The sequence below is a fragment of the Kitasatospora sp. NPDC030952 genome (assembly GCF_055571335.1).
The window spans coordinates 353133-373394 of sequence record NZ_JBVIFM010000001.1; the positions used below are offsets into that span (position 1 = coordinate 353133).

19 protein-coding genes are annotated in these 20262 nt (G+C 74.8%); 3 read left to right on the forward strand and 16 right to left on the reverse strand.

The window, feature by feature from the left end; all coding sequences use genetic code 11:
* Nucleotides 1–57 precede the first annotated feature (57 nt).
* The 7 genes from ACZ47G_RS01685 to proC form a co-directional block, all read right to left on the reverse strand.
* Nucleotides 58–1065, reverse strand: coding sequence for a lysophospholipid acyltransferase family protein (locus ACZ47G_RS01685; protein WP_465739443.1), 1008 nt, complete (start codon nucleotides 1063–1065; stop codon nucleotides 58–60).
* A 7-nt stretch (nucleotides 1066–1072) separates the two neighbouring features.
* Nucleotides 1073–2164: an NAD-dependent epimerase/dehydratase family protein gene (locus ACZ47G_RS01690; RefSeq protein ID WP_465739444.1), complete on the reverse strand. Its 1092-nt coding sequence runs from the start codon at nucleotides 2162–2164 to the stop codon at nucleotides 1073–1075.
* A 150-nt stretch (nucleotides 2165–2314) separates the two neighbouring features.
* Nucleotides 2315–2431, reverse strand: a complete 117-nt coding sequence (locus ACZ47G_RS01695) for a 30S ribosomal protein bS22 (RefSeq protein ID WP_425311139.1) — start codon at nucleotides 2429–2431, stop codon at nucleotides 2315–2317.
* Nucleotides 2432–2603: 172 nt separating this feature from the next.
* The gene (locus ACZ47G_RS01700) at nucleotides 2604–2813 is read right to left on the reverse strand and encodes a helix-turn-helix domain-containing protein (protein WP_045699258.1); all 210 of its coding nucleotides are present in this window, start codon (nucleotides 2811–2813) and stop codon (nucleotides 2604–2606) included.
* A 225-nt stretch (nucleotides 2814–3038) separates the two neighbouring features.
* Complete coding sequence (locus ACZ47G_RS01705) at nucleotides 3039–4235, reverse strand: acetoin utilization protein AcuC (RefSeq protein WP_465739445.1); 1197 nt, start codon at nucleotides 4233–4235, stop codon at nucleotides 3039–3041.
* Nucleotides 4236–4285: 50 nt separating this feature from the next.
* Nucleotides 4286–5497 (reverse strand): MFS transporter, encoded by a 1212-nt coding sequence (locus tag ACZ47G_RS01710; protein ID WP_465739446.1) that lies wholly within the window; start codon nucleotides 5495–5497, stop codon nucleotides 4286–4288.
* 142 nt (nucleotides 5498–5639) lie between these two features.
* Nucleotides 5640–6467: a pyrroline-5-carboxylate reductase gene (gene proC, locus ACZ47G_RS01715; protein ID WP_465739447.1), complete on the reverse strand. Its 828-nt coding sequence runs from the start codon at nucleotides 6465–6467 to the stop codon at nucleotides 5640–5642.
* A 237-nt stretch (nucleotides 6468–6704) separates the two neighbouring features.
* Here proC and ACZ47G_RS01720 point away from each other — a divergent pair, with 237 nt between their 5' ends.
* Nucleotides 6705–7154, forward strand: a complete 450-nt coding sequence (locus ACZ47G_RS01720) for a hypothetical protein (RefSeq protein WP_465739448.1) — start codon at nucleotides 6705–6707, stop codon at nucleotides 7152–7154.
* A gap of 115 nt (nucleotides 7155–7269) precedes the next feature.
* On the forward strand, nucleotides 7270–8601 hold the full coding sequence (locus ACZ47G_RS01725; RefSeq protein WP_465739449.1) for an SCO2583/SCO2584 N-terminal domain-containing protein: 1332 nt from the start codon (nucleotides 7270–7272) through the stop codon (nucleotides 8599–8601).
* Nucleotides 8602–8604: 3 nt separating this feature from the next.
* On the opposite strand, the gene ACZ47G_RS01730 is transcribed toward ACZ47G_RS01725, so the two are convergent.
* The 7 genes from ACZ47G_RS01730 to ACZ47G_RS01760 all read right to left on the reverse strand — a co-directional run bounded on the left by ACZ47G_RS01730 (nucleotide 8605) and on the right by ACZ47G_RS01760 (nucleotide 16803).
* A complete protein-coding gene (locus ACZ47G_RS01730; RefSeq protein WP_465739450.1) occupies nucleotides 8605–9123 on the reverse strand; it encodes an EamA/RhaT family transporter in 519 nt (172 codons plus the stop codon).
* A gap of 83 nt (nucleotides 9124–9206) precedes the next feature.
* Nucleotides 9207–11051, reverse strand: a complete 1845-nt coding sequence (ilvD, locus tag ACZ47G_RS01735) for a dihydroxy-acid dehydratase (RefSeq protein ID WP_465739451.1) — start codon at nucleotides 11049–11051, stop codon at nucleotides 9207–9209.
* A 162-nt stretch (nucleotides 11052–11213) separates the two neighbouring features.
* On the reverse strand, nucleotides 11214–11984 hold the full coding sequence (locus ACZ47G_RS01740) for a class I SAM-dependent methyltransferase (protein ID WP_465739452.1): 771 nt from the start codon (nucleotides 11982–11984) through the stop codon (nucleotides 11214–11216).
* 46 nt (nucleotides 11985–12030) lie between these two features.
* Nucleotides 12031–12834 (reverse strand): sugar phosphate isomerase/epimerase family protein, encoded by an 804-nt coding sequence (locus tag ACZ47G_RS01745; protein WP_465740016.1) that lies wholly within the window; start codon nucleotides 12832–12834, stop codon nucleotides 12031–12033.
* Nucleotides 12835–13442: 608 nt separating this feature from the next.
* The gene (locus tag ACZ47G_RS01750; protein ID WP_465739453.1) at nucleotides 13443–14405 is read right to left on the reverse strand and encodes a Ppx/GppA family phosphatase; all 963 of its coding nucleotides are present in this window, start codon (nucleotides 14403–14405) and stop codon (nucleotides 13443–13445) included.
* A gap of 126 nt (nucleotides 14406–14531) precedes the next feature.
* The gene (locus tag ACZ47G_RS01755; protein ID WP_465739454.1) at nucleotides 14532–15386 is read right to left on the reverse strand and encodes a glycerophosphodiester phosphodiesterase; all 855 of its coding nucleotides are present in this window, start codon (nucleotides 15384–15386) and stop codon (nucleotides 14532–14534) included.
* Nucleotides 15387–15510: 124 nt separating this feature from the next.
* Nucleotides 15511–16803 (reverse strand): SUKH-4 family immunity protein, encoded by a 1293-nt coding sequence (locus tag ACZ47G_RS01760; protein WP_465739455.1) that lies wholly within the window; start codon nucleotides 16801–16803, stop codon nucleotides 15511–15513.
* Nucleotides 16804–16924: 121 nt separating this feature from the next.
* Between ACZ47G_RS01760 and ACZ47G_RS01765 the strand changes: the two genes are divergently transcribed.
* Nucleotides 16925–17194 (forward strand): DUF6247 family protein, encoded by a 270-nt coding sequence (locus ACZ47G_RS01765; protein ID WP_465739457.1) that lies wholly within the window; start codon nucleotides 16925–16927, stop codon nucleotides 17192–17194.
* A 40-nt stretch (nucleotides 17195–17234) separates the two neighbouring features.
* On the opposite strand, the gene ACZ47G_RS01770 is transcribed toward ACZ47G_RS01765, so the two are convergent.
* Nucleotides 17235–17465 carry a FitA-like ribbon-helix-helix domain-containing protein gene (locus ACZ47G_RS01770; protein ID WP_465739458.1) on the reverse strand — a complete coding sequence of 77 codons (231 nt, stop codon included), beginning with the start codon at nucleotides 17463–17465 and terminating at the stop codon, nucleotides 17235–17237.
* Between the two features lie 31 nt (nucleotides 17466–17496).
* Nucleotides 17497–20244: a toxin glutamine deamidase domain-containing protein gene (locus tag ACZ47G_RS01775; protein ID WP_465739459.1), complete on the reverse strand. Its 2748-nt coding sequence runs from the start codon at nucleotides 20242–20244 to the stop codon at nucleotides 17497–17499.
* Between the last annotated feature and the right edge of the window lie 18 nt (nucleotides 20245–20262).

Sequence of the window (20262 nt, forward strand, 5' to 3'; positions counted from 1 at the left end):
GAAGGGGCTCAGCCGGGCCGACTGGGGCTCAGCGGGGTCCGGAGGGGCCGGGACGGGTCAGAAGAACACCGAGCGCCGCTGCACCAGCAGCTGGTACAGGGTGTGCTGGATGGTCTCCCGCACCTCGTCGGCCAGGTCGAAGACCAGCATCGGGTCGTCCGCCGCCTCCGCCGGATAGCCGTCGGTGGCGATCGGCTCGCCGAAGCGGATCGTCCACTTGGTCGGCAGCGGCAGCACCCCGAGCGGCCCCAGCCACGGGAAGGTCGGCGTGACCGGCACGTACGGCAGTCCGAGCAGCCGGGCCAGCGTCCTGACGTTGCCGATCATCGGGTAGGTCTCCTCCGCCCCGACGATCGAGCACGGCACGATCGGCACCCGCGCCCGCAGCGCCGAGGAGACGAAGCCGCCACGGCCGAAGCGCTGGAGCTTGTAGCGCTCCGAGAACGGCTTGCCGATGCCCTTGAAGCCCTCCGGCCAGACCCCGACCACCTCGCCGCGCTCCAGCAGCGCCTGGGCGTCCTCGTTGCAGGCCAGGGTGTGGCCGGCCTTGCGGGCCAGTTCGTTGATGCCCGGCAGCACGAAGACCAGGTCGGCGGCGAGCATCCGCAGGTGCCGGTGGTGCGGGTGGTGGTCGTGGATGGCCACCTGGGTCATCAGGGCGTCCAGCGGGATGGTGCCGGAGTGGTTGGCGACGATCAGCGCGCCGCCCTCGGCCGGGATGTTCTCGATTCCCTGGACGTCGATCCGGAAGTACTTCTCGGCCAGCGGGCGCAGCAGCGAGAGCAGCACCTCCTCGGTCAGCTCCCGGTCGAAGCCGAACTCGTCGACCTCGTAGTCGCCGGTGATCCGGCGGCGCAGGAAGGCCAGCCCCTCGGTGGCCCGGCCCTCCCAGCCCTTGCCGAACAGCCGGGTGGCCGCCGGGCCGAGCTGCCCGGACAGCGCCCCGCCGACGGCCCCGGCGAGCCGCTCGGCCAAGCCGGGGCCCTCGGGCGAGGTGTAGCTGGGGGCGGACTCGATCGGGATGACCTTGGCCTCGCCCGGCGTGTTCTCGGCAGCGGCACTCATCGCGGGTTCAGCTCCTCGGGCGGTGGGTCGGTACGGCGTCGCCGGCCCCTTCGGGGCCGAGCAGGGCGGTCAGCCGGTCGGTGACGGCGGCCAGCCGCTCGGGCGGCAGCAGGCCGGGGCCCAGGGCGGCGGCGAAGTCGGCGAACGCCTCCGGGGTGCTGAACGCCGGGCGGTAGCCGAAGGTCTCCCGCAGCCGGGTGGTGTCCACCACCCGGCCGTGGGTGAGCAGCCGCAGCTGTTCCGGGGAAACGTCCACCAAGCGGGTCTGCCGGGCCAGCACGGCCATCCAGCTGACCGCGGGCAGCAGCAGCGGCAGGGTGGGCCGGCCGAGCCGGCGGGCGCACTGGGAGAGCAGCAGCACGCCCTCGCCCGCCACGTTGAGGGTGCCGGTGTTGACGGTGCCCGGTACGGGCGCGTCGGCGGCCCGGCAGAGCACCTCGACGGCGTCGTCCTCGTGGACGAACTGCAGCCGGGGGTCGTAGCCGAGCACGGTCGGCAGCACCGGCAGGGCGAAGTACTCGCTGAGCGGGGTGTCGGCGCCGGGGCCGACGATGTTGGCGAAGCGCAACACCGTCACCGCGACATCCGGGCGGCGCCGGGCGAAGCCGCGGACGTAGCCCTCGACCTCGGCCGCGTCCTTGGCGAAGCCGCCGCCGGGCGGGTCCTTCGGCTGGATCCGCTCGCTGAACACCGCCGGGTCGCGGGGCGCGGAGCCGTAGACGCCTGTGGTCGACTTCACGACCAGCCGGCGCACCCCGGGCGCCTTCTGACAGGCGCCGAGCAGCTGCATGGTGCCGATGACGTTGGACTCCTTGACCGCGGAGCGGTTGGTGGAGCCCAGTCCGGTGGCGCTGACGCTCAGGTGCACCACGGTGTCCACCCGGTGCTCGGCGATCACCCGGGAGACCGCGGGCCGACGCAGGTCGAGCTGGTGGAAGGTGTACGGCGCGACCGGTCCGGCCGGCTCCTCGACCGGCAGCCGGGGCGGCTGCACGTCCACGCCGACGACCCGGTCCACCCCCGGCCGGCGGCGGACCTCGGCGGCGAAGCGGGCGCCGAGATGGCGTGCCACGCCGGTGACGAGCACGACCACGCCCACGGTGCTGCACCCCATTCCCTCGGCCCGAGCGGCCCTCGTGCACCGTACCGCGCCGCCCCGGGGGGCCGTGAAACGACACCGCCCGCCCTGGCCACGAGGACCAGGACGGGCGGCGAAAGCGCTGGGCGCGCTGGGCGCGGCCGGGGGCGCTTACTTCTTGTTGCGACGCTGAACGCGAGTGCGCTTGAGAAGCTTGCGGTGCTTCTTCTTGGCCATACGCTTGCGACGCTTCTTGATGACAGAGCCCACGGAACAACCCTCGCTCACTGAGACTCTCGTCCGTGAGAGACGGAGTCCATACGACTGACGTGAGGGCCTAGCCTACCGTCCGTGTGGCCGGGGCTGTAAATCGCGCTCCCCGTGACCGGGAAACTCATGGGAAATCCGGGGCGAACGGGGGCGGATCCACGGCTGTGGCCCGCCCCCGTCCGCCCGTCGGCTACGCGCTCTCCAGCCGCACGTAGGACTCCTTGAGGTACTCGTGCACCGCCTGCTGGGGCACCCGGAAGGACCGTCCGACCCGGATGGCCGGCAGCTCTCCGCTGTGCACCAACCGGTACACCGTCATCTTGGACACCCGCATGACCGCGGCGACCTCGGCCACGGTCAGGAAGACGACTTCCTGCAGGGGGCGCTCGACGGAACTCATGACCATCACCCGACCCTTACCCGTGTGCAAGGCACCGGCTTCCCCTCCGGTGACTCCACCGGCACACGTGTATCCCCAGAGTAGTTATGGGTGGTACCAGTGGGAAGAGGGGAGGTGCAGTCCTCGTACGGTGAGAGATAGGACCGTTGCAGTACGTAGTCACCCCCCGGATGGCACCGGTGGGCGTACGCACGGCCCGCCCGGCGCGCGGCCGGGGCGGCGGTTTCAGGCCAGCAGACCGTGGTGCGGGAACACCGCGCGGCGGCTGGCGAGGATGGCCTGATCGAGTCGGTCCGCCGGATCGTAACCCGCGTCGAAGTCGCGCCAGGCCGGTCGGGCGCCGTCGGTCATCCGCAGCGGGGCCGGGCGGCGGGTGCGGCGGTGGACCTCGGCGCGCCAGCTGTCGGGGGTCTCGGTGGCCGGGTCGACGGGCCGGCCGGCGGCGGTGGCGACCAGGTGGGTCCAGGTCCGCGGGACGACGTCCACCACGGCGTAGCCGCCCCCGCCGGTGGCCACCCAGCGGCCGCCGGTGAGCCGGTGGGCCAGCTCGTGCAGCTCCTCGGCGATCAGCCGCTGGGCGTCCACGGTGACGGCGAGGTGGGCGAGCGGGTCCTCCAGGTGGGTGTCCGCGCCGTGCTGGGTGACCAGGACCTGCGGCCGGAAGGCGGTGAGCAGTTCGGGCACCAGGGCGTGGAAGGCGCGCAGCCAGCCGCTGTCGCCGGTGCCGGCCGGCAGCGGCAGGTTGGCGGCGGAGCCGGGGGCGTCCGGGCCGCCGGTCTCGGTGGACCAGCCGGTCTGCGGGAAGAGCGTGGCCGGGTGCTCGTGCAGCGAGACGGTCAGTACCCGGGGGTCGTTCCAGAAGGCCTCCTGGACGCCGTCGCCGTGGTGGACGTCCACGTCGACGTAGGCGACCCGCTCGGCGCCGAGTTCGAGCAGCCGGGCGATGGCCAGGGCCGGGTCGTTGTAGATGCAGAAGCCGGAGGCCTTGCCGGGCATCGCGTGGTGCAGCCCGCCGGCGAAGTTGACGGCGTGCGGGGTCTCGCCGCGCCAGACCGCCTCGGCGGCGGCGACCGACTGGCCGGCGATCAGCGCGGAGGCCGAGTGGACGGCCGGGAAGGCCCAGTTGTCGTCGGTGCCGAGCCCGTGCCGGGGGTCGGTCTGCTCGGGGTGCGCGGCGGCGTGCTTGACCGCCTCGACGTACTCCCCGGTGTGCACCAGCCGCAGGGTGGAGTCGCCGGCGGGCGGCGCGGACCGGACGGTCACCCCGGGCCCGGCGGCCAGTCCGAGGTCCTCGACCAGGCGCATGGTGAGCGCCAGCCGGGTCGGGTCCATCGGGTGGCCGGGGCCGAAGTCGTAGGCGGTGACGGCCTCGTCCCAGAAGAGGTGCAGGCCGCAGGGGGTGTCACGCTCGGCTTCGGGCATGGCCTCCACCGTAGTGGGTGGGGGCGTCGGGCCTCACCGAACCCCCGCCGTCACGCGGCGGCGGGGGCCGCCACCGGGGCCGGGGCGAAGCGCTCGGCCAGCGGCAGCACGGCGAGCACCAGCAGCATCGGGGCGAGCAGCGCCCAGCGGTACGAAGCGCCGTCCGCGATCGCCCCGACCAGCGGCGAACCGACCAGGAAACCCACGTAGTTGAAGAGGTTGAGCCGGGCCACGGCGGCGTCCGAGTCGGCCGGGAAGAGCCGGCCGCCGGCCGCGAACACCTGCGGGATGATCGCGCAGATGCCGAAGCCCAGCACGGTGAACGAGGCGATGCCGGCCCAGGGCGCGGGCGCCACCGCGGCCAGCCCGAAGCCGAGCGCGGCCAGCGCGGCGCCGCCGCGCACCACCGGGACGGCGCCGAAGCGCTGCACCGCGCGGTCCCCCAGGGCCCGGCCGAGCAGCATCGCGACCATGTAGCCGAGGTAGGACAGCTTGGCGAGGTCCTCCCGGCTGCCCAGGCCGTCGGTGAGGTACTTGACGCTGTAGTTGGAGACCGAGGCGTCCGCGATGTAGGCGAAGGCCATCGCCAGGCACAGCGGCAGCAGCGGGCGCCAGGGGATGGACCGGGCGGCGGCCGCCGCCGCCTCCCGTACGGCGTCGCCGAGTTCGGCCGGGCCGGCGAACCGGGTGCCGGTCAGCACCGCGAGCGGCGCGATCACCGCCGCGGCGGTGCCGAACAGCACTGGCAGGCCCAGGTCGTAGTGCGAGCCGAGGCCAGCGATCGCCGCGCCGAGGATGCCGCCGAGGCTGAACGCGGCATGGAAGCCGATCATGATCGAGCGGCCGTAGCGGTGCTGGAGGCCCACCCCGAGCATGTTCATACTGGCGTCCAGCGCCCCCACCAGCAGCCCGAACCAGCCCAGTGCGAGAGCGAGTTGCCACAGCGAGTCGCCCAGGCCGGCGCCCGCCAGGCTGAGGCAGACGGCCGGCTGGACGACCCGCAGCACGGCCCGGGCGCCGGTGCGCTTCACCAGCTGCTCGGAGAGGATCGAACCGACCCCGGCCAGGATCGGCACCGCGGCCAGGAAGACCGGCAGCAGGCCGTCGCTCAGCCCGTACCGGTGCTGGATCTCCGGGATGCAGGTCACCAGCAGCGCGAAGGTGATGCCCTGGAGCAGGAAGCTGACGGCGAGCGCGGCCCGCCCGGCGCGCAGGCCGGGCGGTGTCGCGGCCGGGGCGGGCACGGGCGGTGCGGCACTCATACGGACCTCCACGCACGGGCCCGCGCGAGCCCCGTACGGGCTCCGCTACCGGCCGGTAGAACGATGTTGGCCGAGAGCGTAGGCGGTGCGCCGCCTTTGCGGGAGGGGTCGCGCAGGGACTTCCGCGGCCGGTGCCCGCGGGCTACTTCCCGCCGGAGGCCAGCTCCCGGGAGCGGTCCCGGGCCGCCTCCAGGGCGCCCAGCAGCGCTGCCCGCACCCCGTGGTTCTCCAACTCGCGGATGGCCGCGATGGTGGTGCCGGCCGGGGAGGTGACCGCCTCGCGCAGCTTCACCGGGTGCTCGCCGGAGTCGCGCAGCATCACCGAGGCGCCGATCGCGGACTGCACGATCAGGTCGTGCGCCACCTGCCGGGGCAGGCCGAGCAGGATGCCGGCGTCCGTCATCGCCTCGACCAGGAAGTAGAAGTAGGCCGGGCCGGAGCCGGACAGCGCGGTGGCCGCGTCCTGCTGGGACTCCGGCAGCCGCAGCGCCTTGCCGACCGAGCTGAAGATCTCCTCGGCGCGCGCCAGGTGCTCCTCCCGCGCGTGCGAGCCGCCGGAGATGACGCTCATCCCCTCGTCCACCAGCACCGGCGTGTTGGGCATCACCCGGACCACCGGGGTGCCCGCCGCCAGCCGCTCCTCGAACCAGGCGGTGGGGACGCCGGCCGCCGCCGAGATCACCAGCCGGTCCGGGCTGATGTGCGGGGCGAGTTCCTCCAGCAGGCTGCCCATGTCCTGCGGCTTGACCGCGAGGATCAGGGTGTCGGCCAGCTTCGCGGCCTCGGCGTTGGAGACGGCCACCACCCCGTAGCGGTCGGCGAGTTCGGCCGCGCGCTCGGGGCGGCGGGCGGTCACCAGGACGTCCGACGGGTCCGTGCCGGCCCGCAGCAGACCGGAGAGCAGGGCCTCGCCGATCTTGCCGGTGCCCAGGAAGGCGATCTTCTGTCCGTGCGCTGCGCTGCTGCCCATGGTCCGCTCCTTGCCTCGGTACTGCGGCCATCCTCGCACCGGGCGGCGGCGCCCGTCGGGACCGTCCGGTCCGTGGTCCCCGTCCGGCCCGTGGTCCCCGGCCGGCCCGTGGCCCCCGTCCGGCCCGTGGCCCCCGCGCCCCCGCCGCGCACAGGTCGTGCCCGCCCTCGCCCCTAGGGAGAAAACTCGGGGGTTTCCCCTATGGCCTCCCGGCCCGCGCGGGCGCACCGTGGAGCCATGGCACACGACGGAATGTCCCGACGAGAGAACCGGCAACTCGCGGTCGCCTCGGCGACCGTGGGCCCGTGGCGGACGGCCGCGGGAGTCGGCGCGGTGGTGGGGGCGACGTCCCTGGGGATCGAGGCGATCTCCGGGAACTGGTCGCTGAGCATGCTGGCCGGGCCGGCCGGCTGGGGCCTGTTCTTCTTCTTCCTGATCGGCAGCGTCGGCGGCCAGCTGCGCCGCGACACCGCCGACCGGCGACTGCGCCGCTGGGCGGAGGCGCACCCGTGGAAGTCCGCCCTCCCGGCGGCCGGCGGACTGCTGGTGCTCAACATGCTCGCGCAGCTGTTCCTCGGCGACGCCGGGCTGTTCGGCGCCTTCTTCGTCTCCCTGCTGCCGGCCGGCATCCTGCTGGCGATCGCCGGAGTGGTCGGCTCGGTGAAGCAGGCCCGCGGCAAGGGCTGAGCCGGGGGGCGATTTTCAGACAAACAGTGGCGAACCTCCCGGCGCCGCACACCGGTTCACCACAAGGCGTGCCCCCGATCGACGAATCGTCACACCCCGTCGGCATACTGGCGCGATGCCGATAGCCGAAGATCCGGAACCGCGCCCCTCCGAGGGCCGCGAACCGGGCGGGTCAGACCCGTCCGGAGCGGGCGGGAAGGACCCGTTCGCCGACCTCGTCCTGGACGAGCAGTTCATCAGGGCCGCCAGCGTCAAGGAGCAGTCCGCACGCACCCGGATGCTGTCCGCCCGCTGGAAGCACACCCCGCCGGTCGACCCGGGCGGCCGACGCTCGGTCAACGACGGCCCGGCGCCGGCCAAGCGCCGGTTCGGCCGCAGGCCGAAGCTCCAGGTGGTCGACCCCTGGGGCAACCCGCGCCCGGCCGAGCGCCGGCGCGGATTCGAGTGGCGCGCGCCGCTGTTCATCGCGCTGACGGTCGCGGTGCTGCTGGCCGCGCTGAACGTCGACGCGCTGCGCAACCTGCTGCACAAGGACACCGACGGCGGCTCCTCGGCCGCCCACCTCCCGGTGCCGACCGTGGCCCCGGAGACGGCCAGGCCGACCACCGCCCCGCCGTCCACCGATCCGAAGCAGCCCACGGTCACGCACCCCTGGGCGGGTTCGCCTGCCGAGAGCTGGCCGTCCGGCGAGGCCGGCATCGAGATGCCCCCGGCGAAGGCCGTCGGAGTCTTCGACGAGGACCAGGTCACCGCCCAGTTGAAGCTGGTGAAGGACTTCCTGGTGGCCTCGAACCTCGACCCCCGGGTGACCAGCGGTGGACGGCCCGACGAGGCACTCGCGCTGATGGACACCAAAGCGCGGGAGAAGCCCACCCAGAGCCTGGACGCCCCCTCCGCCGACACCAGTCCGACCCGGTGGTTCTCCCGTTTCGACGCCCGGGACGCGATCCCGGTCGGCGACTCGGTCAAGGTCCAGGGCTGGGCGACGCTGGACGGCGACGGCGCAGGAGGGGTCCTGGTGCACACCGACTACACCTTCGTGTACGCGCTGCGCCCCGGCCCGGATGCCGCGAAGATCGAGGCGGCCGAGCCGACCGGGGCTCCGCGGTCGAGCACGTCCACGGCGAAGCCCGTGAGCTGGACGGCCACCACGGCCGCGGACGTCGCGAGCGACACCTGGACGACTCGCACCATCGTCCGCCGGGTGGCGGACTTCCGGTTCTACGACCCGGCCAAGTACCGGAACGACCCGCAGAAGATCAACATCAGCAAGACCAACAGCCTCGCGGGCAACAGCTCCTGCACGCTGTACGACGGGTTCTTCCACCCGCACTTCGCCCAGTTCTCCCGCCCCCGCCCGGAGCAGACCGGACCGACCACCGACCCGTACGACCACAGCAAGGACCTGGACGGCGTCTCCGGCTGCCACACGCTCAGCCGGGAGTGACGGTCAGCGCTTGCGCTTCCCGCCGGGGCGGCCGCTGCGGCCGGCCCGGCGCCGCTGGTGCTGCTCGACGGCCTTCTGGTGGGCGTCCCGCCGGACCGCCTCGCCGGGGGCCTCGACCAGGCTGCGGGCGAAGTAGGCGGCCAGGCTGCCGGCCCCGCCGATCAGCCAGACCGCGCCGAGCGACTTGTCCTCGGCCATCCAGCCGGTCAGCTGGTCCTTGCCCTCGGTGAGCACCTTCCAGGTGCGTCGGACGGCCATCAGCGAGCAGACCGCGATGGCCGCGGTCAGCAGGCCGTTCAGGAAGCCGCCGTTGTCGGAGAGGGCGATGCCCTCGACGCCGAAGCGCAGCACCAGCACGGCGGCGGCGGTGGCGACCAGGGCACCCGCCGAGACGCCGACCCGGCGGAGCCAGTAGCCGTTGTCCCGGTCGACCCAGCTGGTGCCGAAGAAGCGGATCGGCTCCGGCTCGGGGGCGCCGGTGGACGTGGGGGCGGGGGCGGGGGTGGGGGGCTGCTCGCTCACGCCGTCGATTATCACCCGACCGGCACATACGACGGAGGAGCCGTCCCGGGCGGCGGGACGGCTCCTCCGGTCGTACGCGGGGTTCAGTCGAGCTTGCCGACGTCCCGGACGGCGCCCTTGTCGGCCGAGGTGGCCATCGCCGCGTAGGCCCGCAGCGCCTGGCTGACCTGGCGCTCGCGGTCCTTGGGCCGGTAGCCGTGCCCGGCCTCCAGCGCGCTGCGGCGCTCGGCGAGGACCTCGGCCGACACCTCCAGGGAGATCGTCCGGGCCGGGATGTCGATGGCGATGACGTCGCCGTCCTCGACCAGCGCGATGGTGCCGCCGGAGGCGGCCTCCGGGGAGGCGTGGCCGATGGACAGGCCCGAGGTGCCGCCGGAGAAGCGGCCGTCGGTGATCAGCGCGCAGGCCTTGCCGAGGCCGCGGCCCTTGAGGAAGGAGGTCGGGTAGAGCATCTCCTGCATGCCCGGGCCGCCCTTGGGGCCCTCGTAGCGGATGACGACGACGTCGCCCTCCTTGATCCGCTTGGCGAGGATCGCCTCGACGGCCTCCTCCTGGGACTCGCAGACCACCGCCGGGCCGCTGAAGGTCCAGATCGACTCGTCCACGCCGGCCGTCTTCACGATGCAGCCGTCCTCGGCGAGGTTGCCGTACAGCACGGCGAGGCCGCCCTCGACCGAGTAGGCGTGCTCGACGCTGCGGATGCAGCCCCCGGCGGCGTCGGTGTCCAGTGACTCCCAGCGCTCGGACTGCGAGAAGGCCTCGGCGGAGCGCTTGCAGCCGGGTGCGGCGTGCCACAGCTCGACGGCCTCGGCGGAGGGCGAACCGCCGCGCACGTCCCAGTTCTTGAGCCACTCGGCGAGCGAGTCGGTGTGCACGGTGCTGACGTCCTCGTTGAGCAGCCCGCCCCGGTACAGCTCGCCGAGGATGGCCGGGATGCCGCCGGCCCGGTGCACGTCCTCCATGTAGTACGAGCCGTTGGGCGCGACCTTGGCCAGGCAGGGCACCTTGCGCGAGATGGCGTCGATGGCCCGCATGTCGAAGTCCAGCTCGGCCTCCTGGGCGGCGGCGAGCAGGTGGAGGATGGTGTTGGTCGAGCCGCCCATGGCGATGTCCAGGGCCATGGCGTTCTCGAAGGCGGCGCGGCCGGCGATCGCGCGCGGCAGCACCGAGGCGTCGTCCTGGCCATAGTGGCGGTTGGTGATCTCGACGACGGTCCGGCCGGCGTTCTCGTACAGGGCGCGGCGGGCGGTGTGGGTGGCGAGCACCGAGCCGTTGCCGGGCAGCGAGAGGCCGATCGCCTCGGTGAGGCAGTTCATCGAGTTGGCGGTGAACATGCCGGAGCAGGAGCCGCAGGTCGGGCAGGCGTTCTCCTCGATGATCGCGATGTCCTCGTCGGAGACGCTCTCGTTGACCGCCTGGGACATCGCGTCGATCAGGTCCAGCCGGCGCACGGTGCCGTCGACCAGGGTGGCCTTGCCGGCCTCCATCGGGCCGCCGGAGACGAAGACGGTCGGGATGTTGAGGCGCAGCGCGGCCATCAGCATGCCGGGGGTGATCTTGTCGCAGTTGGAGATGCAGATCAGCGCGTCGGCGCAGTGCGCGTTGACCATGTACTCGACCGAGTCGGCGATCAGGTCGCGCGAGGGCAGCGAGTAGAGCATGCCGCCGTGGCCCATCGCGATGCCGTCGTCCACCGCGATGGTGTTGAACTCGCGCGGGATGCCGCCCGCCTCCTTGATCGCCTCGGAGACGATCCGGCCGACCGGCTGGAGGTGGGTGTGGCCGGGGACGAACTCGGTGAAGGAGTTGGCGACCGCGATGATCGGCTTGCCGAAGTCCTCGCGGGCTACGCCGGCGGCCCGGAGAAGCGCCCGGGCGCCTGCCATGTTGCGACCGTGGGTGACCGTACGGGACCTCAGCTCGGGCACTGTGCTCCACTCCTTCGGGGCTCTCGCCGGCGCCCCGCCGGTGAGGAGGGTGCGGGGGCCGTGTGGTGTCCGAGCCTACGCCCGCCGTCCGGCCGGCGGACCGGGCGTCCGCGATGCGGGCAGCGGGCGGGCCCGGTGCGGGCTGCGGGCGGGCCCGGTGCGTCAGCTCGGTTTGACGGCCACGGTGAGGTCCAGGGTGTACGGCTCGATCACCACGCCGTCCGGGAACTCGGCGAGGGTGGCCTCCCGTTCGGCGGCCAGCACCGGTGCGCGCTCCTCGGGGCTGAGCGAGGCCAGGTAGGAGCGGGAGGTGAGGTCGGTGAGCAGGTGCTCGACGGTGATCCGCCGCTCCCAGCGCAGCACCGTGCGCTCGACCGCGAGGCCGGCCGGGGCGAAGTGGCCGGTGTGGGCGCTGATCCCGCCGTAGCCGTGGTAGCGGTCGGGCAGGGCGGCGGCCAGCCGCTCGGCCCGGGCCCGGACCCAGGGCACGGTCTCGTCCTGCACGTTCCACCAGGTGGCGAGGGCGCCGCCGGGCCGCAGCACCCGGACCGCCTCCGGGACGGACAGCTCGGGGCGGGTCCAGTGGAAGGCCTGGGCGTAGCCGATCAGGTCGACGCAGGCGTCGTGGAAGGGCAGGTCGTCGCCGGTGCCGCGGACCAGCGGCAGGGTGGGCGAGGAGGCCAGGAACTGGGCGGCCATGCCGCCGCTGGGCTCCACCGCGACGACCTCGGCGCCCCGGGCGGCCAGCAGCCGGGTCGCGATGCCGGTGCCGGCGCCGACGTCCAGGACTCTGGCGCCCTTGAGGCGCCGGCCCCACAGCCGCTCCAGCGCGTCGAACAGCTCGTCCGGGTAGCCGGGGCGGCCCCGGTCGTACTCGGCGGCGACCGCGCCGAAGCTCAGGGCTATTTCCCGGTTTTCCTGACGCTGCGCCATGTCTCCCCCTCCGTACGGAAGTTCGCGCCCGGCCGGGCCCGACGGCTCAGCGTACGCGCGAGGGAGTCGCCAGGTGCAAGCGGGTGAAGGCGAGGGCCTCGGCCAGATCGGCCTCGCGTTCGGCGGGGGACGCGGAGCGCCGGGTGTTGACCTCCAGCACCACATGGCCGTCGAAGCCGGTGCGGGCGAGGTGCTCCAGGAGTTCGGCGCAGGGCTGCTTGCCCCGGCCGGGGATCAGGTGCTCGTCCTTGCCGGAGCCGCTGCCGTCGGCGAGGTGGACGTGGGCGAGCCGGTCGCCCATCCGCTCGACCATGGCGAAGGTGTCGATCCGGGAGGTGGCGACGTGCGAGAGGTCGATGGTGAAGTGCCGGTACTCCTCGTCGGTGACGTCCCAGCCGGGGGCGTACGCCAGCACCTCGCGGTCGCGGTAGCGCCACGGGTACATGTTCTCGACGGCGAACCGGACGTCGGTCTCGCCCGCCATCCGGTTGATGCCCTCGACGAACTCCCGGGCGTACTGCCGCTGCCAGCGGAACGGCGGGTGGACGACGACGGCGCTCGCGCCGAGCTTCTCGGCCGCCGCCCGGGCCCGGACCAGCTTGGTCCACGGATCGGTGCTCCACACCCGCTGGGTGATCAGCAGACAGGGCGCGTGCACCGCCAGGATCGGCAGCTGGTGGGCGTCGGAGAGCCGGCGCAGGGCCTCCAGGTCCTGGCTGACCGGGTCGTTCCAGACCATCACCTCGACCCCGTCGTAGCCGAGCTTCGCGGCCAGCTCGAAGGCGACGGCGGTGCTCGCCGGGTACACCGAGGCGGTGGACAGCGCCACCTTGGTGTCCGGGATGTGCAGGGTCGGGTGCTGGGGCAGCACCAGCCGGTCGGTGGTGCGCAGCAGCGGCGGGCGGGCGGCGTCCCGCTTGGCGGCCTTGACCGAGCGGACGGACTGGACGGCGGCCTTGGCGGCGCCGGCGGCCCGGGCGGTGCGGGTCTCCTTGGGCGGCTGCTGCCGGGTGCCGGGGGCCGGCTTCGCGGCGGGGGTCTTCTTGGTGCCGACGGTGTTCTTCGCGGTGGCGGTCTTCTTCGCCGTCTTCGCCGCGGTCTTCTTCGCTGCGGTCTTCTTCGCTGCCGCCGTCTTCGCCGCGGCCGTCTTCGCGGTGCGCTGGGCCGCCTTGACGGCCTCGGTGGCCTTGGCCGCCTGGGCGGCGGTGGCGCCCTTGACCGCCTTGCCGAGCCCCGTCTTGCCGAGCCCCGCCTTGCCCAGGCCCGTCTTGCTCAGGCTCGTCTTGCCCAGCCGGCGGCGCGGGCTCTCCGGCCGCGGCTGCCCGTCTCCGGGAGCGCGGCCCTCCTGCGTTCCGTCCTCGCCCGCTGGTTGCACCACGGGAGACAGCGTAAGCGGAGCACGCGGCGAACGGGGTCGGATGCCGGGCGGAGTGACCACCGGCACGCTCCCGCCGGGCCCTACGGGGTGAGCGCGGGCCGGCGGTGGTCGGCGGGGCTGTCCATGGCGTCCAGCTCGCGCAGGATGATGCCCTCGCGCAGCGCCCACGGGCAGACGTCCAGCTCCTCCAGGCCGAACAGGTCCATCGCGGCGTCGGCGACCAGCGCCCCGGCCAGCAGCTGCTTGGCCCGTCCCTCGGAGACGCCGGGGATCTGCGCGCGCTCGGCGACGGTCATCGTGGACAGCCGCGGCAGCCAGGCGGAGAGCCCGCTGCGGGTGAGCCGGCGGTCGGCGTACGGGCCGGCGTCGGCGGGGGCGGCGCCGGTCATCCGGGCGAGCTGCTTGAAGGTCTTGGAGGTGGCGACGGCGTGCCGCGGCGGCCCGAGCCGGGAGACCTCGCCGACCACGTGGGCGATCTCGGCCCGGATGTGCCGTCTGAGCTCGCGCAGCCCGTCCGGGTCGGCGACGTCGCCCGGCAGCCAGCGGGCGGTCAGCCGCCCGGCGCCCAGCGGCAGCGAGCAGGCGACGTCCGGCTGCTCGTCCAGGCCGCAGGCGATCTCCAGCGAGCCGCCGCCGATGTCCAGGTTGAGCAGTCGGCCGGAGGACCAGCCGAACCAGCGGCGGACCGCCAGGAAGGTGAGCCGGGCCTCGTCCTGCCCGGAGAGCACCCGCAGTTCGATCCCGGTCTCGGCGGCGACCCGGCGTAGCACCTGCTCGCCGTTGGCGGCCTCGCGGACGGCGGAGGTGGCGAACGGCAGGATGTCGACCACCCCCTTGTCCTCGGCGACCCGCAGCGAGGAGGCGATGTGCCCGATCAGCCGCTGGACGCCGGCCTCGCTTATCGCGCCGGACTCGTCCAGCAGCTCGGCCAGGCGCAGCTCGGCCTTGTGCGAGTACGCGGCCAGCGGAGCGGCACCCGGATGGGCGTCCACCACGAGGAAGTGGACCGTGTTGGAACCTACGTCGAGCACACCGAGTCGCATAACTCTCCACGCTACGCGATTCGGCTGTGGAGGTGATCGGTTGTGACGGCATGAGTGCTGGTCCCGGTCGTTCGCGACCGTTCCGGGTGCGATCGGTGGGGCCGGTCCTGTCCTCCCGGCGACCGCTCAGTGGCCGCGCGGCCCGGCCCGGCGCTCGGTACGGCAGTTGGCGTCCACCCAGCGGCGGGCCGGGCCCGGGGTGTCGGTGATCAGACCGTCGGCGTCCCGGGCGGTCATCAGCTGCCAGGCGTCCGCGTCGTCCAGCGTCCAGACGTAGACCTCGCGCCCGGCCTTGCGCTCGGCGGCGATCCGGGCGGCGGTGGCCAGGCCCGCGTCCAGGGCGATCCCGTCCAGTTTGAGGTCCTTCGGGTCCTCGGCGATCCCGCCGCTCTGGATCAGCACCACCGGCAGCCTGGGCGCCACGGCGTGGGCCTGGCGCAGGTGGTCGGCCGAGAAGGAGTAGAGGACGACGTGCGCCCGGCTGTCGGCGGCGATCCGGGCGATCCGGGCGACGTCCTCGGGGCGCTGCCACTTGATCTCCATCAGCAGCGTGGTGCCGCTGCCGGAGAGGCGCCCGAGCAGCTGCTCCAGGGTCGGGACGGGCTGGGCGGCCCCGGGGCCGACGGTCACCCGCAGGGCGGCGACCTGAGCGGCGGTCAGGTCGGCGACGGCGCCCTTGCCGTCGGTGGTGCGGTCCACCGTCGGGTCGTGCATCAGTACCGGGACGCCGTCCCGGGTGGTCTGGACGTCCGTCTCCAGCCAGTCGGCGCCCTGGCCGAGGGCCGTCTCGAAGGAGGCCATGGTGTTCTCCGGCGCGTTGAACGGCGCCCCGCGGTGGCCGATCACCACCGGGGAGCCGCACACCGGCGGCTCGGCGGCGGAACGGGCCTGCAGCGCGGGGCCGCCGGAGGCGCACCCGGCGGCCAGGACCGCGAGCGCGGCGAGGACGGCCGTCCGGGCGGCGCGGGGCGGGGCGGTCACGGCTTGGTGCTCCAACTGCGGTCTCGGTGGCGGCGGTTCGGACCTGCTCGGCCCGGCTCGGCCCTGCTCGGTCCGGGGGTCGGTGGCCGGTGGTCGGCGGCCGGGCGCACCGGCTGAGGTCGGATCAGAGCAGGCCGTCCCACAACTGTTCCACGATGACGGCCCACCAGTTCTCCGGATCGCCGTAGACCGTACCGTCCAGCCGGGCCAGCCCCCGTTGCAGGGCGTCCACCGCGGTGCCCGCCGCGGCCGGGTCGAGTCCGTGCAGGGCGGGCCACCAGCCGGCGAACAGCTCCAGGCAGCGGAGGAAGGCGCGCAGGTCGGCGTTGCAGTGGCGGGCGGTCGCGTGGTCGGGGTCGACGGCCCGGACGGTTCCCTGGCGGGAGTCCAGGGTGATCAGCGCCCAGCCGTCCGTTCCCAGCACCGACTGGCCGGCGAGCGCCGAGCGCTCCCGTTCGGCCGCCCTGGCGCCCCGGCCGAGCGCCGCGAGGTGCGGGGCGAGCGGCGGCAGCACGGTGCCCGGCCGGGAGCCGTCCGCGATCGCCTCGACGCCCGGGTGGTGCAGCGCGAAGAAGCCTTCCAGCGCCTTCGGCACGCCCACCGTCAGCAGCAGCGCGGCCGCGTCCCCCGGCAGCTCCGCGCGCACCACGTCGGCCGGCTCGAAGCGCTGCACACCCGCCGGGCCGAAGCGCCCGGTCAGCCACTCCGCCAGGGCGGCGTCCGGCTCCTCCGGCAGCGGCGGCACGGCCCGCGGGAAGGGCACCCGGTTGCGGCCCGGCCCGTCCGGCTCGGCGGGCAACTCCCGTACGGCGGCGGCCCGGTGGTCGAAGCGGGGCCCGTACGGCAGGTCCGACTCCAGCCGGGCGTGCGGCAGTTCGGCCGCCAGCGCGTACGACCAGTAGCCGCCGGGCAGCGCGGCCATCCGCAGGTCGGTCCGCACCGCGAGCACGTCCTCGGCCGCGACGCCCTGTTCCCGCAGCCACCACCAGCCGCGCAGCGCCGGGTGCGGCAGGCCGGCGGCCGAGCGCAGGGCCAGCGAGCGGGTGCCGTCGGCGCCGTCCCGGTAGGTCAGTTCGGCCCGGGCGCCCCGGCCGGTGGCCGGCGGCCTGGTCGGGTCGTAGCCGCCCGCGCCGACGAAGTCCCGGTAGAGCCCGACCACTTCGTCCACCGGGACGGACGGCCACACCGTGAACCGCCCGCTCTCCCGGTCCACCACCGCGCACGCGGCCCCCACCTCGACGGGCGCCCGCCGCTCCCCCGTCCGCGGATCCACCTCCGGCCTCGGCGGCTCCGCCCACACCACCCACCCCAGCTCGAACTCGTGCGCACACACCCGCCGCACGGCCCCGGCCCCCTGCGGCAGATCCCCGTTGATCCACCGGTGCCCCGCCTCCACCGCCTGCGCCCGCGAGATCATCCGCCCACCCCCGTCATCGATCCGGCCCCCATCATCACCCAGCTCCGTCCGGCTGCCGGCCGCGTCCGTCGGAGGAGGACACTGGCACCCGTCCCGCCCGACGAGATCCTCCGGAGGAACGGTGAGCGCTACACCCGTGCACGGCCACCAGCCCATCGCCCGCACCCAGGACGCCGTCGCCGCCGCGCTCCCCCCGGCCCAGCGGACGGAGTTCCACCGCGAGATGGGCGAGGCCGACGACGAGACGATCGGTGGCGTCCTGCGCCGCTGGTGGCCGCGCGCCCGGCTCTACCGCGACCCGGAGGGCGACCGCATCCACGCCGCCCTCCGGACCGGAACCGCTCCCGGCGCCCCGGCGTCCACGGTCCTGCGCCGGCTCGGCGAGGAGTGAGCGGCCACCTCGGGACGCCGGACGAGGCCGACCGTCTCGCTCACCGCCCGGCCCGTCCCTCGTCGATCGCGGTCGGCACGTCCTCCGTGCTGATGCCGGCGGCGGCCTCCCGGTCCAGGCGCGCGACCATCTCGGCCATGGTCGGCTTGGACGTCTCTCGCGCGATGAGATCGAGGACGTAGGCCTGGAGGGACTTTCCGGCCCGGGCGGCGCGCACCTTCAGGATCTGGATCTGGTCGTCCGGGACGCCCCGGACCATGAGGACGGTCATGTGTGCAGTCTGGCGCTTTCTGCCGGCGGGCTCACGCCGCTGCCAGGTCCAGGGGCCGGCCGTCCGGGGTGAGGGCGATGGCCCAGAGGCCCTGGGTGGCCGGGTGGAGCGGGGTGGGGCCGCGGCGGGCGAGTTGGTGGTCGAGGTAGGTGACGGCGTCCCGGTGGTTGACGGCGTTCCAGGCGTGCGGGCGGCCGTAGGCGTCGAGGGTGAGCAGGACGGCCTGGGCGCCGTGGCCGGCCCGGCGGAGTTCAGCGGCGAGGCGGGTGAAGGCCTGGCCGCCGTCGCCGAGGTCGCGGAAGGGGGCGCCGAGTTCGCGTTCGGCGCGGTCGCGGCCGCCGCGTTCGCCGGCGTCGCCCTCGGTGGGGATGCGCGGGGCCGCGCAGGTGGGGCGGCCGGTGTAGGTGTCGACGGCGGAGAGGGCGATCTCCAGGCTGTTGTTGGCCCGGCCGGGTTCGCGGGGGCCGCCGGCGTTGACGGCTTCGGTCCAGCCGCCGGACGGGTCGGGGTGGCGGACGGGCAGGCCGTCCTCGTCGCAGGGCACCCGGCGTTCGAGTTCGGCCTGGTGCGCGGGGTCGACGGGGCCGAGCCCGCCGGGCGGTCCGTACGGGCGGCTGTCGGCGATGGTGCGCGGCCGGGTCTGCGGGTCGTCGGCGAGCGGGCCGCGGCGGGCGCGCAGGGCGAGTTGGAGGGCCATCGCGTGGGCGGTGGCGACCGGGACGGCGCCCCAGACGAGGGTCGGGTCGGCGAGGGCGGCGGCGGTGTCCCGGCGGCGGCCGTCGGGGTGCTGGGGTTCGGGCCGGCCGATGACCGGGGTGGTGCCGACGATCGGCGGCTCAGCCGGGGCCGGCGGCGTGCCGACCGGGCCGGGGGCGGTGCCCGGATGGGGCGCGGCGCCGACCGGGCTGCGGGGCCCGCCGACCACCGGAGCACCCGCCACCGGAGCACCGGCCACCGGGGCACCCGCCGCCGGTCCGCCGGTCACGGGCGCACCGCCCACCGCGCCGCCGGGCGGGCCCGTACCGATGCCGCTGCCGAAGGGCGCCGCCGGGTGCCCGGGGAACCCGGCGCCGACCGCGAGCGGGCCGGGCCCGACGGTGCCGATCGGGCCGGTCACCGGGTAGCCGCCGGAGTACACCGGTGTGCCGAACTGCGCGGGCACCCCGACGACTCCGACCGGCCGGACCACCGGGGGCGCGTCCGGCGCCGGGTGGTAGACCGGGCCGCCGGTGGAGAGCGGGGTGGAGAGCGGAGCGGCGGGCGCGGGCGGCGCACCGACCGAGTCGGTCCGTACGGTCACCGGCGGGTAGCCGCCCCCGCCGCCGTGGGTGGGTGCCTGGAGCGGGTAGTCCCCGTCCGACCAGCTCGCCGCGACCGGGCCGCCGCCCTGGTGGCCGGGCCCGGCGGCCGCGCGGACCGACGGCCCGTCGTCCCGGGCGGGCGGCGACCAGTCGGCGGCGGCCACGGCCCGGTGCGAGCCGGGGTACGAGGGGCTCGCCGACGCCGCGGCCGGGGCGCCGTCGACCACCGGAGCGGCGATCGGAGCGGCCACCGAAGCGGCTACCGGCGCGACGGCCGGAGCCGCGGCGGAATCGACCCCGGAGAGCACGGACGGGACGGCGGGCGCGGCGGCCGGGTCCACCACCGGCAGCACGCCCGGTGCCGTGGGGTTGCGGGGATCGCGCGGGTCGCGCGGGTCGGTCAGATCGGCGAGCGGCAGCCCGGGCAGCTCCCGGCCGGCCTGGTCGGTGAGCACCGGCTGCCCGTGCTCGTCCAGCCGGACGGCCAGGTCGGCCACCCCGACCACCGGCTTGCCGTCCGGCCCGGTCGTCACCAGCAGCCCGGCGGCGTCGGCGACCGGGGTGCCGTCGGAGCGCAGGATGACCGGCTTGCCGTCCGGGCCGAGGACGGGCTGCCCGTGCCCGTCGAGCTTGACGCTCAGGCCGGGCACGCCGACCAGGGGCTTGCCGTCCCGCCCGGAGAGCACGATCAGGCCGGTGCCGTCCTTCCCGAGCACGCCGGGCTCGCCGAGGGCGGCGGGCAGTCCGGCGGCGAGCGGGTCGAAGCCGCCCCCGGTGCGGTAGGAGGCGGTGGTGACGCCCGGTGCGGCGGCGGTGCCGAGCCGCAGCAGGGCGACGGCGGCGGGGTCCTTGAGCGCGGTGGCCAGGGCGTCCTTCATGCCGCGGCCGAGTTCGGTGAGCAGCCCGGCGATCTTCAGGGCGGCGGTCTCCACCGCGACGGCCTCGACGCCCGCGGCGACCTGGCCGGCGGCGGCGTTCTTCACGTCGTCCGCGAGGCCGGCGACGGACTTCTCCAGTCCGCCGAACACCCCGGTCTGCCCGGTCCGTCCGGCGTTCCGGGCGACCACGGCGGCGGTCTGCTGGACCTTGGCGGCCTGCTCCCGGGCCTGCTGGAGCTCGGCGGCCAGGTTCTGCAGGGTGGCGATGATCTCGGCCTTGCCGCCGTCGACGGCCTGGGCGGCGGCGTCGAAGGCGGTGGCGACCAGCCCGACGGCGGTGTGGGCGTCCGCCAGCCGGCCCTTGCCGCCGTCGCTGTACGTCCGCCAGTAGGCGGTGAAGGCGTCGACCGCGTGACCGGTGTTGTCGGCGGCGACCCGCTGGGCGGACTCCCCGCCGCGACGGGTGATCCGGTCGGCCTCGGCGGCGAACTCCCGCCAGTGCGCGGCCGCCTTGCGCAGGGCCTCCTCGTCGGCCTGCGGCCACGGGTGGCCGGTCCTGGCCAGCAGCGGGACCAGTTCCTCGGGCAGTTTCCGGGACACGCGTCTCTCCCCCTTCGA